The sequence below is a fragment of the Actinomycetospora chiangmaiensis DSM 45062 genome (assembly GCF_000379625.1).
Lineage (GTDB): Bacteria > Actinomycetota > Actinomycetes > Mycobacteriales > Pseudonocardiaceae > Actinomycetospora > Actinomycetospora chiangmaiensis.
In genome coordinates this window covers 108,453-125,076 of record NZ_KB903218.1, presented here as the reverse complement: position 1 = coordinate 125,076, position 16,624 = coordinate 108,453, and the positions used below count along the sequence as shown (strand labels likewise).

Genomic DNA, 16,624 nt, shown 5'->3' with positions numbered 1-16,624 from the left:
GGGAGGTCTCTTCTCAGTACGCGCCGCGGCCGGTGACGACGGCGGAGACGGTGCGGGCGAGGATGTGCACGTCGAGGCCGGGCGACCAGTTCTCGACGTAGCGCAGGTCGAGGCGCACGGACTCGTCCCAGGACAGGTCGGACCGTCCCGAGACCTGCCACAGGCCGGTCATGCCGGGGCGGACGAGGAGGCGTCGGCGGGCGTCGTCGGCGTACTGCGCGACCTCCGCGGGCAGCGGCGGGCGGGGACCCACCAGGGACATCGAGCCGCCGAGGACGTTGAACAGCTGCGGGAGCTCGTCGAGGGAATAGCGCCGCAGGATGCGTCCGATGCGCGTGACCCGGGGGTCGGCGCGGACCTTGAACAGCGGTCCGCTCCCCTCGTTCACGCTGCGGAGCCCCGCGCGGACGGTCTCGGCGTCGGCGACCATCGACCGGAACTTGAGCATCCGGAAGGTCTCTCCGCCGCGCCCCACCCGCTCCTGGCGGAAGAACACCCGGCCGCCGTCCTCGCGCTTCACCAGCACCGCCAGGGTGATCAGCACCGGGGCGAGCAGGAGGATCGCGCTCGCCGCGAGGAACCGGTCGACGATCGCCTTGGACACCCGGCCCCAGCCGCGGAAGGTCGGCTGGGTCAGCCGGATCATCGGCAGACCGTCGACCGGGGTCATGTGCAGCCGCGGCCCGGCGATCTCCATGAGCCCGGGGTCGACGACGAGGTCGAGGTCGGTGCCCTCGAGCCGCCACGCGAGGCGGTGCAGGCGTTGCCCCGACCAGCCCGGGGCCGGGGCGACGGCCACGATCTCGGCGCCGACGCGCCGGACCTGCTCGGCCGCGTCGTCGAGGTCCCCGACGACGGGGACGCCGAGGCAGTCGCCCTGCCCCCGCGGGGTGCAGGCGGCGACGACCGTCCACCCGAACTCCGGGGCCCGTCGGGTGCGCTCGACGAGGTCGGTCACCGACTCGGACGAGCCGACCGCGAGGACGTTGGTGAGCCCGATCCCCTGCCGCCGGCGCCGGTGCAGGACCGACCGGGCGATGCCCCGGCCGACCAGCACCGCGACCACGGCGGCCGGGAGCACGAACAGCGTGTAGGGCTGCAGCCGGTAGTCCCGCAGCGCGACCTCGGTGAGGGCGAGCACCAGGAGCGCCCCGGTCCCCGACTGCACGATCCGCGTGCACTCCAGCCCGCCCGAGGACACCTGGACCGGGTGCCAGCACCGGCCGAGCGCGAACGCGACGCCGAGCAGGACCACCAGCCCGACGACGAGCGCGGCGGTGATCCCCGGGTGCGTCGCGACGATGGAGGGGACGAAGCAGGCCGCCACGAGGCCGACCGCCGCGACGACCGCGAGGTCGAGCACCATCAGCCGGCGCGCCCAGCTCATCCGCGTGCGGCGCACCGCGTCCACCCCCGCCAGGCCGGTCGCCGCGGTCAGCGGGTCCCCGATCACCCCGACGACGGGTCCCTGCGGGTCGGACGTCCGCACCCCGTCCCGGGCGTCCGCTCCGGTCCGCATGCTGGTCACCGACGATCACCTCGCCTCTCGCTGCCGGTCGTGTTCACCGGCAGGCATCGGCGGGTGGAGCGCGAGTGCTACTCCGAACGGAGCAGCTGGCCGCAGCCCGACAGACGATCACGGAGCGTGAGACGTATCGTTCCGTGATCGCGACGTGATCTCGACGCGGGATCCGACAGTCCGGACCCGGACCGACGCCGCGACCGGGCGATCGTGTCGCAGGAACCCCGCACGTTCACCCGGTCAGGCGACGTGACGATCAGGTTACCTGACGTCGGGATCGCTTCAGTTGTGCGCGATCTTCTCGCGCGAACAACCCGTTGGGGTGAGCGCGGATCAGGGTGTGGTCGGGGCCGCCGGGGGCGCCGGCACCTTCCCGCTGGAGGACACCAGGGCGATCGTCTGCCCCTCGATCCCCTGTCCCCCGCCCCCACCCGGGGTCTGGCCGACCACGGTGCCGGCGGGCGAGCGGTTGTCGACCTGCGAGGTCGTGACCACGAAGCCCGCGGCCCGCAGCGCCGCGGCCGCCTGGTCGACGGGTCGCCCGATCTCCTGCGGCACCGCGATCCGGTTCCCGCCGGCGATGAAGCGCGGGTCGGTGGCGGGCAGCGGCTGCACCGGCTGACCGGCGAGCACCTGCGTCATCGCCTGGTAGTAGGTCGCGGCCGGCGTCTCGCCACCGAACAGGTTCCCGGTCGCGCACGAGGTCGGCGGGGTGCCGTAGCAGATCGGGCGGGGCGAGGCGGAGTCGTCGAACACGATCGACGCGCCCGACATCTGCGGGGTCGCCCCCACGAACGCCCCGGACTCCGAGACCTCGGTGGTCCCGGTCTTGGCCGCCGTCGGCCGGTTCCAGCCCGCCGCGACGGCGGAGGCCGCGGACGTGCCGCCGGGCTGGTCGTCCTTCGACATCCCGGTCATCAGGGTGTCCGCGAGCTGCGGCGGCAGGGCCTGGTGGCACGTCGTCGTCGGCAGCGTCACGGGCGCCCCGGAGGCGTCGGTCACCGCCATGACCGGGTCGGGCGGGCACCAGGTGCCGTGGGAGGCGAGGGTCGCGCCCACGCTCGCGAGCTCCAGGGGGGACGTCGGCGTCGGTCCGAGGGTGAACGACGCCTGGTTCTGCGCCTTCACGGTGTCGGCGATCGACGGTCCACCGTTGGCGGTGGGCTTGGCCAGCGAGGTCATGCCCATGTTCACGGCCATGTCGACCACCGGCGCCACTCCCGTCGTCTCCTCGAGCTTGACGAAGGCGGTGTTGGGCGACTGCGCGAGCGCGTCCTGCAGGGTCAGCTGGCCCGGGTAGTTGCCGTCGTTCGCCACGACGAAGCCGGGCGAGAGCGGCGAGGCGTACCCCGACGGCGGCACCGGGATGACATTGGAGATGCCGCCGCCGCCCAGGAGGTAGGTCGCCGAGGTGAAGATCTTGTAGACCGAGCCCGCGCCGAGGTTCTCCGGCTCGACGGGCAGGTCGTAGGTGGTCTGCCCCGCGGCGGCGTCCAGCCCGTAGCCGCGGTTGGCCGCCAGCGCCCGGACCGGGTGCGAGGTGGCGCCGGGCTCCACGATCGCGAGCGTGTCGGCCACGTGCGGCTGGGTCGGCGGCACCTTCGCGTCGACGGCCTGCTTGGCGGCGGCCATCGCCGCCGGGTCGAGCGTGGTCCGCACCGTGTAGCCGCCGGAGCGCAGCTGCTCGGGGGTGATGCCGGCCTGGTCGAGGTAGTCGAGGACGTAGCTGCAGAAGAAGCCGTCGTCGCCCGCCCCGACGCAGCCGTTGGCCAGCCCGGTCAGCGTGGTGGGCACGCCGAGCGGGGCCGCCGTGGCGGCGGCCGCCTGCTCCGGGGTGAGCTCACCCTGCTGGCGCATCTGGTCGATGACGATGTTGCGGCGCCCCGTCGCGGCCTGCGGGTGGTTGACCGGGTCGTAGGCCGTCGGGCTCTGCACCATCCCGGCCAGCAGGGCCGCCTGCGGGACGGTCAGCTTGTCGGGCGTGGTGTTGAAGTAGGTGCGCGCGGCGGCCGCGACCCCGTACGACTGGTTCCCCAGGTACACCACGTTGAGGTACCGGGTGAGGATCTCGTCCTTCGACAGCGAGTGGTCGAGCTGCTCGGCGACCCGGGCCTCGCGCAGCTTACGCCCGAAGGTGGCCTCGGTGGCCTTGAGCTGCTCGGCCGGGGTCCGCGCGGCGACGTACTCGTCGTAGTTCTTGACGTACTGCTCGGTCAGGGTCGACGCCCCCTGGGTGGAGCCGCCCGAGCCGTTGTTCACCACCGCGCGGGCGATCGAGCGGGGGTCGAGCCCGGACTCGGAGAAGAACCGCCGGTCCTCGATGGCGACGATCGCCGCCTTCATCGTCACCGCGATCTGGTCGGACCGGACGATCTGGCGATTCTGGTCGTAGAGGTACGCGATGGGCGCACCGTTCATGTCGGTGACCGTGGTGATCGAGGGCATGTCCCCCGCGATCACGCCCGGACTGGTGTCCTGCGCCCCCACGATCGCCTGGCTGGACAGCAGTCCCACGCCTCCCACCAGCGGGAACACGAGCCCCGCCACGAGAATCCCGGCAATCACCGTCACGGCCAGCAGCCGCACCTTCGCCGTCATCGACCCCAGACCCACTCATTCCGGACAATTCCCGACGGCGGGTGGGACCCGCCGTCGGGACGACATTCTCCCCGGTACCCGGAAAGAACCGGTGAGGGACTCACCATCAGGGTCGAGCTCCGCTGCGCTCCGTCTCCCACCATCACGGTCGAGCTCCGCTGCGCTCCGTCTCCCACCATCACGGTCGAGCTCCGCTGCGCTCCGTCTCCCACCATCACGGTCGGCGTCGCGTCTCACCACCGGACGGGGAGCTCGTGCACCCCGTAGACGACCATCGCGTCGCGGAAGGCGATCTCGTCGAGCGGCGTGTCCACCTGCAGGCCCGGGAAGCGCCGCAGCAGGGCCGGGTAGGCGACCTGGAGCTCCACGCGCGCGAGCTGCTGGCCGAGGCACTGGTGCACGCCGTGGCCGAACGCGACGTGGTGGTTCGGCGTGCGGTCGACGTCGAGGGTGTCGGGGTCGGCGAAGACCTCCGGGTCGCGGTTCGCGATCTCGCCCGCCGCGACCACGCCCTCCCCCGCCCGGATGGTCACCCCGCCGATCTCGACGTCCTCGGTGGCGACCCGGCGCCGGCCGAAGTGGGTCACGGTCAGCAGGCGCAGGAGCTCCTCCACCGCACCCTCGACCGCTTCGCCGTCGCGCACCTTCGCGGTCTGCTCCGGGTCCTGCAGCAGCAGGAGGGTGCCCAGCGCGATCATGTTCGCGGTGGTCTCGTGGCCGGCGACGAGCAGCAGCAGCCCCATCGAGGCCGCCTGGTGGCGGGTCAGCTCGCCGGTGCGGACGTGCCGGACCGCGAGCCGCCCCAGCAGGTCGTCCTCGGAGCCCGACGTCTCCCGCTCGGCGACGAGGCCCTCGAGGTAGGCCAGCAGCTCGTCGGAGGCGGCCACCGAGTCCTCGACCGACGACCGGGTGTCGACCAGCGTGTGCGAGCGGGCCTGGAAGAACGGGTGGTCGGCGTAGGGCACGCCGAGCATCCGGCAGATCACCAGGCTCGGCAGCGGCAGCGCGAACGCCTGGACCAGGTCGACCGGCTGCTCCGTGGCGGCCATGCCGTCGAGCAGGTCGTCCACGGCCTCGGTGATCATCGGCTGCAGCCGGCGGATCGCCTTCACGCTGAACTCGCTGATGAGCATCCGGCGGAAGAAGGCGTGCTGCGGGTCGTCCATGGCGATGAAGCTCGGCGCGTTCTTGCGGCGCGCCGTCACCCCCGCCGAGGTCGCGGGGTACCCGGGGGTGAACACGTCGGCGGAGAAGCGCTGGTCGGCGAGCACCGCGCGGACGTCGGCGTGCCGGGTGACGAGCCACGGGTGGCTGCCGTCCCACAGCGTGACCCGGCGGACCGGCTCCTGCGCCTGGATCTCGGTCAGCTCCCGCGGCGGGTCGAACGGGCACTGCCGGGCCATCGGGTAGTGCGGGTCCCCGGACTCCGGCGTGCCTGCCCCTGTGGTCTCCACGGTCACCGTCATGGCTCAGCCTCCACGTCTTGATTGCTGAGGCTAACGATATACTCGCCGTCACACCTTCGGGCGACACGACGCCGGGCGGCGGCGGCCCACGGCCCATGCTGTTGACCATGGCATCCGCCGATCGGCGCAGTGTCCTCGCCGGCGGTCTCGCCCTCGGGGCCCTCGCCCTCGGCGCGTCCCTGCCGCCCCCGCCGCCGGGATTCGTCGCGAGCCGTCCCACCACGACGGCGGCGGCCCGCGCCGCCGGCTGGGCGGTGGTGACCGACTTCGGCGCGGTCGGCGACGGGGTGTCCCGGCCGCTCTCGACCCGGTTCGCGACGCTCGACGACGCCCGCCGCGTCTACCCGGCCGCCACCGCCCTCACCGACGAGCTCGACGGTGCCGCCATCCAGGCCGCCGCCGACCGCGGCGTCCCCGGGGTCTTCTATCCCGCCGGCACCTACCGCCACTCGACCGCGATCGTCGTGCACTCCGGCCAGCACCACCTCGGGGCGGGGGCGGACGGCGCGGTCCCGACGACGCGGCTGGTCAACCCGCGCTCCCGGGCGACGAACCTGGACTGGGCCCTCGCCCACAGCTTCCGGATCGGCGACATCCACCCGGTCGCCATGCAGGCCGACCGGGCCGGGGTCGGCTGGGCGGTGCGCACCCTGGCCCCGATCACGGCGGGGACCCGCACGGTCCGTCTCACCCAGCCCCTCGGCGACGCGGCGCTGCGGGTCGGCGACGTCGTCAACGTGCGCTGCGACAACGACCCCTTCGTGGACTTCGAGGGGCTGACCTACGACGCCGAGCAGTGGAACCGGGTCGTGGCGATCTCCGGAGCCACGCTCACCCTCGAGCTGCCGGTGCCGTGGACGATCGTCGCGGCGAGCTCCGACCCCACCGTGCTCGCCGGCCCCCGGCTGTGCGTGAACGCCGGCGTGGACTACTTCCTCGGCATCCCGTGGGAGATCGTCCAGAACGTCGAGGTGGGGCGCTTCGCGCTCGACTCGGCGGGCTTCACCGCCCGCAACGGCGTCTGGCGCGGCTGGTTCCACGACCTGACGCTGCGCTGCGAGAACATGATCGGGATCAACGCGCTGGTGCTCTCGACGATCGAGCGGGTGTCCGGCACGTGGAGCTCGCGCATGATCGAGCTGAAGCACGCCGGGCACTCCTCGATCCTGCGCTCGATCAGCGGCACGGCCACCGCCCTCGCCGCGGGTACCGTCGCCACGGCGAGCACCGCGATCGACATCGGCGAGCAGTGCTACGACATCACGCTGACCGACGTCACGGTCTCGATCCCCGCGACCGACACCGCCGACCGGCGGGCCCTCGCCGTGAACTGCTCGAACGTCTCGGTGCAGGCGCACCTGACCCACCTCGGGACCGGCGCGCAGCAGACGGTGTGGGCGGTGGCCAACTCCAACGCCCCGGCCCACCCCACCAGCCACGTCTCCCTCGACCTCGTCGTCCGCGCCCGGGGCGGCCTCGCCCGCTACGGCATCCTCGGCTACCCGACGCCCCAGCGCCCCTCCGACCCCGTGGGCGTCACGCTCGCGCTCGACCAGCGGGCGGCCTCCGGGGCCCCCGCGGCGTCGGCCTTCTGGGTCGACACCGCCCGCGACGTCGAGGTCACCTCCCTCACCGGCGACCAGACGGTGGCCGTGTGGTCACCGCCCGGCGAGGCACCGGTGGGCTGCACCTCCCGCCGGGTGTGACCGGCACCACCCGTCCGCGCCGCGACACACCCCACCCGGGCGGTGTCGGTCCGGACACGCGCGGGTGACCTTCTGAATCGATGGCGCTTCTGGCGTAACAGGCTAGGCCGAATGGGCGCTATCACCGTGTGCGCCGGTCCAGCCACGGGCCGCATCCGGGGAGGTTTCGTGTCAGCAGTACCGACGTCCCGTCGAGCGGCCCTCGGGGTCGCCGACCAGGTGCTCAGTTCCGGGACCAACTACCTCACCGCGTTCATCGCCTCGGTGGTCCTCGCTCCGGAGGCCTTCGGCTCCTTCGTCGTCGCCTACGCGGTGGTCACGATCTACTCCGCCGCGGTGCGCGCCTTCGTCGGCGAACCCATGCTCGCGCACCTGCCCACCGTCGACGACGAGCACGAGGCCCGCCGCCTCGTCGGCTCGGCCCTCGGCGCCGCCGCCGTCCTCGGACTCGCGGGCGGCCTGGTCGCGTTCCTCGTCGGCGCGGTCGTCGGCGGCCCGCTGGTCTGGCTCACGGTGTTCGCCCTCTGGCTGCCCGGGGCCCTCGTCGCCGACGCCGGCCGGTACGTCTTCTTCGCCCGCTCCGACACCGCGCGGGCCCTCGCGATCGACGGCGCCTGGGCCCTGACGCAGGCCGTCGCGCTCGTCGGGACGGCCGCGACCGGTGCCTGGACCGTCGGCGGGCTCGCCGCCGCGTGGGGGGTGGGCGCGCTCGCGGGCGTCGCCGTCCTGCCCCTGCTCGGCCCCGGTCGTCCGACCGACCCGCGGCCGTGGCTGCGGGCCACCCGGTACCTCTCGGGGTGGTTCACCGGCGTCAGCATCATCGGGCAGAGCCAGATCTACGTGGTCCTCCTGGGCGCCGGCCTGCTCCTCGCCCCCGTCGACGCCGCCGGGCTCCGTGCGGTCCAGCTCCTCGTCTACCAGCCGCCGATGACGTTCATGGCGGCCGTCCTGGTCCTGCTCACCCCGGTGTTCGCGCGACGGGCGGCCGCCGGGGACGACGCGGGCGTGGACCGGGCGCGGACGGTCTCCGTCGGGGCCATGGCCGTGCTCGGGCTCGTCGTCCTCGCCGCCATCCCGCTGCGCCACGACCTGCTCGACCTGCTCTTCCCCCGGTACACCGCGTTCGCCGACCTCGTGATCCCGGTGGCGATCCAGTGCGCGCTCGCCGGGCTGACCGTCGCCTTCCACGCCCGCCTGCGCGGCACCCGCCGAGCCCGCGCGCTGTTCGGCGTGCAGCTCGTCATCACCACCGGCGTCCTCGGCGGGGCCCTGCTCGGGATGCTCGTCGCCGGGGTCCACGGGCTCGCCTGGGGCATGGCGCTCGCCGGCGCCGTCTCGCTGACCGTCATGGCCGTCGTCGCCGAACGCGCGCCGCTCCCCCGCACCCCCGTCACCCCGGAGGTCCCCGTCCCGTGAAGCGTCGTGCCTTCCTCCTGTCCGGGCTCGCCACGGCGAGCCTGCTCCCGCTCGCGGCGTGCGCCGCCCCGGGCGGCCCCGTCCAGCCGCTCGCGCAGAGCGGGCCGGACCTGCGCACGGTCTGGTCCCGCCGGCCCGCCGGACCACTCCCGGCCACCGGCGACGAGGGGGTCCCGCTCCTCGTCACCAACCTCGGCGTGCCTGCCGTGCCCTCCATCGCGGGAGGAGCCGCCGTCGGGAACCTCACCGGGAAGGGCGCGGTGTACCTGAGCCAGGAGCTCGGACGCCCGGTGCGCACGCTCGGCGCCCGCTTCGCCTTCGGACCCGGCGACCCCCTGACCGGCTCGCTGTGCCTCGCGACGTGGACGCGGCGGCCGATCTCCGACACCCAGTGCCACTTCGTCATCGGCCCGCACCGCTGGATCTACTCGGTGGCGAGCGGGACGACGCTGACCGCGCTGCGCGACGGCCCGGTCTCCCTGCCGCAGGACGGCACGCGGTTCACGGTCTCGATCGACCTGGACGGCGGCCCGACCGCGGCGATCACCCTCCCCGACGGCTCGGTGGAGACCGTGACCGACCCGTCCATCGCCGACGTCCGCGGCAGCGTGCCGGGCTGGGAGTTCTTCTCCCTGGGCCCGGGCGCCGCCACCGTCCTCCTCGACGAGAGCTGGGCCTCATGAGCACCCGACGGTCCCGCCTGCGGGACGCCTTCGACGCACCGAGCTTCCCGCCGGTGCCCCTCACCGGGGTCCAGTTCCTGGTGCCCCTGCTCTGCTTCGCGGCGCTGATCGGGGTCCCGACGGCGCTGTTCTTCGTCCCCGTCCTCGACGGGCAGCCCGCCCTCGGGCTCCCGGCCCTGCTCTTCGCGGTCGCGACGGTCTACAGCGCCGTACGGCTGCTGGGCCTGATGTGGCAGGCCCGGCCGCAGTGGCTGACGATCGGGTTCTGGATCTTCACCTACTGCTGGATCGCGGTGGCCGGGCTGACCCAGGCCCTCGCGGACACCAACCCCCTCGGGGTCTCGCTGACCCCCGACGAGCAGCTGCGCCAGGGCCTCGTCGTGGTGCTCGGGATGCTCTGCTTCGACGTGGCCTCGCGGCTGCGGCCGACCGGGGTGCCCGCCGCGCCCCGCCGGCTGCTCGACCGCCGGCGGGTCCTGCAGCTCGGCTGGCTCTCGGTGCTCCTCTCGCCGCTGTTCGTCACGGTCCTCGGCGGCCCGTCGGCGCTGCTGTCCAGCCGGCAGGCGGTGTTCGACACGCTGACCGAGCAGGGGCTCTACACCGCCACCAGCAACGCGACCGGCGGGCTGCTCGCGGTGTTCGCGAACGTGATGCCCTACATCGCACTGCTGACGCTGGGCAAGCTCATGGTCGACGACCGCGCCGTGCGGCGCACCGTGTCGAACCAGCTGCTGTTCGCGCTGCTGCTCGGGATCAACGCGTTGGTCAACAACCCGATCTCGAACTCCCGCTTCTGGGCGTTCACCGTGATCCTCGGCGTCGTCTACCTCTACCGGCGCACGTCCCGGCCCCTGGTCCTCGCCGCCTTCGTCACCCTCTTCGCGATGAGCTCGCTCGTCGTCTTCCCCTACCTCGACGCGACGCGGGTCAGCGACGCCACCGCCAAGCAGTACAACCTGCGCGGCAACGACTACTCCCGCCCGATCGACTACGTCCTCGCCAAGACCGACTACGGCTCGGTGACCGACGTCGGCATCGCACTGCGCGTCACCGACGTGAACGGCTTCTCCGCGGGCGAGCAGCTCGCGGGCGACCTGCTCTTCTGGTTCCCGCGCTCGGTGTGGCCCGACAAGCCCGACAACACCGCGGTGCTCATCGCCCACCAGATCGGGTTCCGGTTCACCAACCTCGACTCGCCGCTCTGGGCCGAGGGCTGGGTGGACTTCGGCTGGGTCGGCGTCATCGCCTTCCTCGGCGGCGCCGGTCTCGCCGCCCGCCGCCTCGACGACTCCCTCGTCCGGGCCCGCCTCTGGGCGGGGGGCGGCACGCCACTGGCCGCCGTCCTCGTCCCCGCCGTCGCCGGCTACGAGTTCATCCTGCTGCGCGGCTCGCTGCTGCAGGCGATGGCCCGGGTCGTCGTGATGGTCGGGGTGCTCTGGCTCGTCTCGACCCGTACCGCCGTTCCCGCCGCCACCCCCGCTTCCACCCCCACCGCCGAGCCGGCCCCGGCTCCCGCCCTCACCGGAGACCCACGATGACCACCCTCGAGCCGCGCCCCACCGCCCCGACGGCAGCCGTGTCGCCGCCGCCGACCCCGTCCGTCGTCGGGACCACCCCCGTCGCGCAGGTCTTCCCCGAGTTCGGGGCGGGCGGGTACACCCGCCTGGACGGCACCGTCGAGTTCTACTTCCGGGTGGGCTCGCTGCTGCGCCCCACCGACGTCGTCGTGGACCTCGGCGCCGGCCGCGGCAAGTTCCTCGAGGACCCGGTGCCCGCCCGGCGGGAGCTGCAGCGGCTCCGGCCGCGCTGCGCCGAGCTGATCGGCCTCGACGTCGACCCGGCCGTCCGGGAGAACCCGGCGCTCACCCGCGCCGAGGTCTACGACCCGGCCGGTGCGTTCCCGCTGGCCGACGCCTCGGTGGACATGATCGTCTCCAACTGGACCTTCGAGCACGTGGCGAACCCCGAGGTGCTCGCCGCCGAGGTCGACCGGGTCCTGCGGCCCGGCGGGTGGCTGTGCGCCCGCACCCCGCGCAAATGGGGCGTCGTCGGGATGAGCGCACGCCTCGTGCCGAACGGGCTGCACCACGCCTTCCTGCACCGCCTGCAGCCGGCGAAGCAGGAGCGCGACACGTTCCCGGTGGCCTACGAGCTGAACTCCCGCGAGGCCCTGCGGCGCTGGTTCCCGGAGCACCGCTTCGACCACCACGTGTACGCGACGAGCGCGGAGCCGGCCTACGTCGGGGGCTCCACGCTCGCGATGCGCGCACTGCTCGGGGTGAACAAGGTGCTGCCGTCGGCCGCCGGCGCCACCCTCATGATCTTCCTCCGGAAGCGGTGAGTCCGGTGCCGGGTCGGGTCTCAGCCCCGCTCGAGGGCGCGCAGCACGCGGTCGGCGATGAGACGGTGCCCGGCGTCGGTCGGGTGGACGCCGTCGCTGCCGATCACGGGCGGCTGGGCGCCCGCGGCACCGGCGAACCAGTTCTCGCCGATGGGGTCGATGAACGTCGCCCCGGCGGCCAGGGCGGGCGTGCGGACCGCGTCGCGCAGGGCCTCGAGGCTCGGGGTGATGGTGCCGTCGGACCAGACCGGCCCGATGACGATCAGGTGCACCCCGGGCAGGCGGTCCTGCAGCTGCCGGTACAGGTCGGCCGCCGCGGCGGAGACCTGCGGGAGCGGGGTCAGGCCGTCGTTGCGCGAACCCTGCACCACGACCGTGCCCGGCCGCACCGCGACCGCCCGGTCGAGCTGCCCGGCCGCGAAGTCCTGCGTGCCGGGCGAGGCGTAGACGTACCCGGTGCCGCCGACGGCGACGTCGGTGACCCGCCAGCCCCGGGCCGCCCCCACGATCGCGGTCCAGTTGGCCCGCCCGGTCCCGCCGAGCTTGGTGCCCTGCGAGATCGAGTCGCCGATCACGGCGACGTCGGCGCCGCGGTCGGTGGCCGCGGCGGCGTCGACGTCGGAGAACCGCAGCGTCACGCCGAGCACCACGGCCACGACGAGGGCCAGCACGAGCACCGCGACCCCGCCCGAGACTCCCCGGCGGGCGCCGGGCGACAACCGCCCCCACGCCTGCCGCACCTGCCACACGTACCGGTTCACCCGGTGTTCCCCCTCGACGATTCCGGAGTGGTCATGACCAGCAGCGAGGCACCCTCGACGGTGCCCCCGGAGGCAGGCACCGAGCCGGCCCCCGACCTGCCGCGTCCGGCGGGCGACCTCGACCGTCGGACCCGCATCGCCCGCGCCGCCGCCCGGCACGGTGACGCGGCGGCCCCGGCCGCGCCGGTCCCTCCGACCACCCACCCGGTGCCGGTGGTGGACCTCGGCGAGGTGCCGCCGCTCGACGACCCGCGGGCCCGGCCCAGCTGGCAGGTGTTCCTGTGGTGGGTGGTGCAGCGGCTCGTGGTGACGAACTCGCTGCAGCCCTCCTCGCGGCTGCGCGCCCGGGCGCTGCGGGCGTTCGGCGCCGAGATCGGCCGCGACGTGATCATCCGGCCCCGGGTGCGGGTGCGGTTCCCCTGGAACCTGCACGTCGGCGACCGGTGCTGGATCGGCGAGGGTGTGTGGATCTCCAACCGGGACCTCGTGACGCTGGGCCACGACGCCGTGCTCTCCCAGGAGACCTTCGTGACGACGGGTTCCCACGACCGCCACCACATGGGCGTCGTGACCGCGCCGGTCGTCATCGAGGACGGCGCGTGGGTGACCACCCGCTGCATCGTGCTGCGCGGCGTGCGCGTCGGACGCTCCTGCATCGTCACTCCCAACACCGTCGTCGATCGCGACGTCCCGGCCGGCGCCGTCTACGGGACCCCACGGCCATCGGTGATCGGGGAGCGCTTCCGATGACGGCGTCGACCACCTCAGCTTCCCCGAGCACTACTCCGAACGGCCGCAGCCACACGCCACGTCACCCGGCCAGGGGACCCCTGCCCCCGCTGCCCGGCCCGCTGCGCACGGTGCTGGTGCTGCTCGTCGGGGTGCTGCCCGCCTCCCGGGCGAAGAACGCCCTGCTGCGCCTGCTCGGTCATCGCGTCTCGCCGCGCGCGAGGGTGGCGCCGTGCCTGCTGCTGCGCGTCGGGATGCTCGACCTCGCGGCGTCGTCGTCGGTCGGCACGGGCACGGTGATCCGGTCGGTGCGCCTCGTGCGGTTCGGCGAGAACGCCCACGTCCTGCAGTGGAACTGGATTTCGGCGGTGCCCGCCTTCGGCGTCGCCTTCCCCGACGACGACCGTCCCGGCACGTTCGTCATGGGTCGCGAGTCGGCGCTGATGAGCCGGCACTACCTCGACGTGAGCGGCGGCGTCTCGATCGGCGAGTTCACCTCGATCGCCGGGGTGCGCTCCACGATCATCACCCACGGCATCGACGTCGAGCAGAACGTGCAACAGCCCTTCGCGGTCGCGATCGGCGACCGCTGCCTCGTCGGCAGCACCGTCGTCCTCGTCCCCGGCACCACCGTGCCCGACGGGTGCCTGGTGGCGATGGGCTCGGTCCTCAAGGGCGAGCTCCCCCTCGCGGGCCACCTCTACGCCGGCAACCCGGCGACCCCCAAGCGCCCGATCTCGGGCGCCCACTTCACCCGTACCGAGGGCTACGTCTCGGTGCCCACCCCACGCCGAAACGGAGTCCAGTGAACCCCGCGACCACGGTCGAGCCGACCACGGCCCCCGCGTCCATGCACGAGCTGCAGGAGGCGGTCCACGGCGACGGCCACGACTACGTGGACGGCTCGCCGCACCTCATGCACGCCCGCCTCAACACGTGGATGCGGGACGTCCTCAACGCGACCGTCGCCGACCTCGGCGACCGCGCCGACCGTGCGGGACGGCCGGTGCGCGTCCTCGAGGTCGGGGCCGGGCACGGGCCGTTCACCGAGACCCTGCTGGCGGCGGGCGCCGAGGTGGTCGTCACCGAGATGAGCGCCCCGAGCGCCACCCACCTCGCCGGCCGGTTCCGCCACAACCCCCGCGTGCGGGTGGTCCACGACCCCACCGGGGACCTCGCGGCGCACGGCCGGGTCGACCTCGTCGTGTTCATGTCGGTGCTGCACCACATCCCGGACTACCTCGACGCCCTCGCGCGCGCCGCGGCCGTCGTCGAGCCGGGCGGGGCCCTCGTCTCCTTCCAGGACCCGGTGCTCTACTCCCGCCAGGGCCGGCCGTCGCGGGCGCTCGCCCGGGCCGCGACCCTGGCGTGGCGCACCACCCGCGGGGACCTCGCGCGCGGGCTGCGGACCCAGGCTCGGCGACTCCGCGGGGTCTACGACGAGAACGACCCGTCGGACATGAGCGAGTACCACTGCGTCCGCGACGGTGTCGACGAGCAGGCCGTGGCGACGCTGCTCGCCGGGCGGTTCGCCGACGTCCGGCTCGAGCACTACTGGTCCACCCAGGCCGGGTGGGCCCAGGCGCTCGGGCGGCACTGGGCCCCGCCGAACACCTTCGGGGTGGTGGCCCGCGGCCGGCGGTGATCACCCCTTCGGCCGTACCGCCCGCCGAGGCCCCCCGTTCGTGTCCCTCGACCCGGGCGCGCCGACGACGTGTGATCACGGGGGGTCCGCGCCGTCGGGGGGCGGGCGGGGACGGGGGTGTGCGGTGGCAGGGTCGTGCTCACGGTGCGGAGCGCCGCGGACGGACGACTGGGCGTTCTGTCGCTCCTGCGGGGCGGTCGACGTGCCCGCCCCCCGGCAGGCGCCGCAGGAGGCCCCGGCCCGCGCGGCGGTGACACCCACGGGTACCGCCGACGCGGCCGTGGCCGGGTCCCGCTCCGGGCCGCTGCCGACGCCGTCCCGGACCCCGACCCCTGCCCCTGCCCCGACCGCGCAGCACCCCGCGACGCCCGCGCGGGCGGTCCCCCGCCCCCGTCGTCCGGAGGGCGAGGGCCGCCCCGCGCCCTGGCCGACCGCCGACCGTCCCGCCCTCACGCCCTCCGCTCGTGTGCGGGTGCCGCTGCACGACACCCCGAACGCCGGTGTCCCCCGCGGGCCGGCGTCGGTCGCCCGGCCGACGGTGCGGGTCGGGTCGGCCGCCGACTGGGCCGCCGCGGCGCTCACGGCCCTCGTCGTGCTCGCCGTCCTCGCCCTGCCCGGGGCCGTGCTCGCGGTGACGCTCGGTGCGGACGCCGCCGCCGGCTCGCCGCTGCTGCTCCTGCCGGTCGCCGTGGCCCTCGGGGTGGGCGGGTCGGTGGCGGTCACCCTCGCCCCGATCGGCCTCGGCGCGACCGTCGCGGCCACTCCCCTCCTCGTCACCGGCGCCGCGGTCGCGGTCGGCGCCGCCCTCGTCGTCGCCCGCACCCGCCCCGCGGCAGAGGTCCCGCTGCAGGCGGCGCGCGCGCTGCTGCTGTTCGTCGCGGGCCTCGCGGCGGTCGCGGTGGCCGGGCGGGCGGGGGCGGCCGACGGGACGCTCACCGTCGCGGTGGCGCCGACGCTGCTCGGCGGCACGCTCTGGTTCGGCGGCGCGCTCGCCCTCGCGATCGCATGGCGGCGCCCCGACGCCCTGCCCGTTGCCCTGCGCCGCCCGCGCGACCTGCTCGCGGGCCCCGTCGCCGGGCTGGGCGCCATTCTCGGTGCGTGCTGGCTGGTCGGCCTCGCGCTCGTGGTGGCGGCGGTGCTCGCCCGCACCGGCACCGGGCTCCCGACCGGCGCGACCCCCACCGGTGGCACCCCGGCCGTCGCCGCCGTGCTGCTCGTGATCGTGTTCGCGCCGTCGGCCCTGCTGGTGGCGTTCGCCGTCGGCGTCGGCGTCCCCCTCACCCCGCGGGTGCCCGTCGCCGACGGCGAGATCGGGCTGGTGCACCTGCTGGGCGAGGGCCCGTCGTGGTGGCTCGCGCCGCTGGTCGCGGTCGTCGTCTGCACCCTCGGCGGGATGGTCGCCGCCCTGCACGCCCCCGCGCCCGACGTGGCGGTGCGCCGCGGCTGGGCGCTCGGCCCCGCCCTCGCCGTGCTCCTCGGCGCGGCGGTCCCGGCCACCTCGGTCGTCGTCGGCCCGTTCGGCGTGCAGCTCGACCTCGCCACCGCGGTGGTCCTCGGCCTCGCCTGGGGCGCCGTCGGGGGCCTGCTCGGCGCGGTCGTCGCGCCCGGGCTGCCGCCGGCGCTCCGCGGGGGACGCCTCGGTCCGCGTTCGACGTCCGCCGGTCAGGTGATCGGGGTCGCCGTGGTGGTGCTGTTCCTCGTCGCCGCCCTGGTCGTCGGGTTCGCCGCCGCAGCGCGACTCGGGTGAAGGTTGCTCA

Annotated in this window: 13 protein-coding genes; 9 read left to right on the top strand and 4 right to left on the bottom strand. The window is 74.6% G+C overall.

What is annotated here, in order from left to right:
* Positions 1-13: 13 nt before the first annotated feature.
* The 3 genes from A3CO_RS0105270 to A3CO_RS0105260 form a co-directional block, all read right to left on the bottom strand.
* Entirely contained in the window at positions 14-1,519 is a 1,506-nt protein-coding gene (locus A3CO_RS0105270) for a sugar transferase (RefSeq protein WP_245561449.1), read from the bottom strand.
* A gap of 336 nt (positions 1,520-1,855) precedes the next feature.
* The gene (locus tag A3CO_RS0105265) at positions 1,856-4,120 is read right to left on the bottom strand and encodes a transglycosylase domain-containing protein (protein WP_018331187.1); all 2,265 of its coding nucleotides are present in this window, start codon (positions 4,118-4,120) and stop codon (positions 1,856-1,858) included.
* Positions 4,121-4,353: 233 nt separating this feature from the next.
* Positions 4,354-5,586, bottom strand: a complete 1,233-nt coding sequence (locus A3CO_RS0105260) for a cytochrome P450 (RefSeq protein ID WP_018331186.1) — start codon at positions 5,584-5,586, stop codon at positions 4,354-4,356.
* A gap of 107 nt (positions 5,587-5,693) precedes the next feature.
* Here A3CO_RS0105260 and A3CO_RS0105255 point away from each other — a divergent pair, with 107 nt between their 5' ends.
* From A3CO_RS0105255 to A3CO_RS0105235, 5 genes are all read left to right on the top strand, one after another.
* On the top strand, positions 5,694-7,292 hold the full coding sequence (locus A3CO_RS0105255; RefSeq protein WP_026204301.1) for a pectate lyase family protein: 1,599 nt from the start codon (positions 5,694-5,696) through the stop codon (positions 7,290-7,292).
* 168 nt (positions 7,293-7,460) lie between these two features.
* The gene (locus A3CO_RS0105250; RefSeq protein ID WP_157647083.1) at positions 7,461-8,708 is read left to right on the top strand and encodes an MATE family efflux transporter; all 1,248 of its coding nucleotides are present in this window, start codon (positions 7,461-7,463) and stop codon (positions 8,706-8,708) included.
* A complete protein-coding gene (locus tag A3CO_RS0105245; protein WP_018331183.1) occupies positions 8,705-9,391 on the top strand; it encodes a hypothetical protein in 687 nt (228 codons plus the stop codon). Before A3CO_RS0105250 ends, A3CO_RS0105245 begins: the two co-directional genes overlap by 4 nt.
* Positions 9,388-10,929: a hypothetical protein gene (locus tag A3CO_RS0105240; RefSeq protein WP_018331182.1), complete on the top strand. Its 1,542-nt coding sequence runs from the start codon at positions 9,388-9,390 to the stop codon at positions 10,927-10,929. The genes A3CO_RS0105245 and A3CO_RS0105240 overlap by 4 nt, the downstream gene beginning before the upstream one ends.
* Positions 10,926-11,732, top strand: coding sequence for a class I SAM-dependent methyltransferase (locus tag A3CO_RS0105235; protein ID WP_018331181.1), 807 nt, complete (start codon positions 10,926-10,928; stop codon positions 11,730-11,732). The genes A3CO_RS0105240 and A3CO_RS0105235 overlap by 4 nt, the downstream gene beginning before the upstream one ends.
* A 20-nt stretch (positions 11,733-11,752) precedes the next feature.
* Here the strand turns inward: A3CO_RS0105235 and A3CO_RS0105230 are convergent, their stop codons facing one another.
* Positions 11,753-12,493: an SGNH/GDSL hydrolase family protein gene (locus A3CO_RS0105230; protein WP_018331180.1), complete on the bottom strand. Its 741-nt coding sequence runs from the start codon at positions 12,491-12,493 to the stop codon at positions 11,753-11,755.
* 33 nt (positions 12,494-12,526) lie between these two features.
* Here A3CO_RS0105230 and A3CO_RS0105225 point away from each other — a divergent pair, with 33 nt between their 5' ends.
* The 4 genes from A3CO_RS0105225 (at position 12,527) to A3CO_RS0105210 (ending at position 16,614) form a co-directional block, all read left to right on the top strand.
* A complete protein-coding gene (locus A3CO_RS0105225) occupies positions 12,527-13,243 on the top strand; it encodes an LbetaH domain-containing protein (RefSeq protein ID WP_211214398.1) in 717 nt (238 codons plus the stop codon).
* Positions 13,240-14,031, top strand: a complete 792-nt coding sequence (locus A3CO_RS0105220) for an acyltransferase (RefSeq protein WP_084681575.1) — start codon at positions 13,240-13,242, stop codon at positions 14,029-14,031. Before A3CO_RS0105225 ends, A3CO_RS0105220 begins: the two co-directional genes overlap by 4 nt.
* Positions 14,028-14,867: a class I SAM-dependent methyltransferase gene (locus tag A3CO_RS0105215; RefSeq protein WP_018331177.1), complete on the top strand. Its 840-nt coding sequence runs from the start codon at positions 14,028-14,030 to the stop codon at positions 14,865-14,867. Before A3CO_RS0105220 ends, A3CO_RS0105215 begins: the two co-directional genes overlap by 4 nt.
* 202 nt (positions 14,868-15,069) lie before the next feature.
* Positions 15,070-16,614, top strand: coding sequence for a hypothetical protein (locus A3CO_RS0105210; protein ID WP_018331176.1), 1,545 nt, complete (start codon positions 15,070-15,072; stop codon positions 16,612-16,614).
* Positions 16,615-16,624 lie beyond the last annotated feature (10 nt).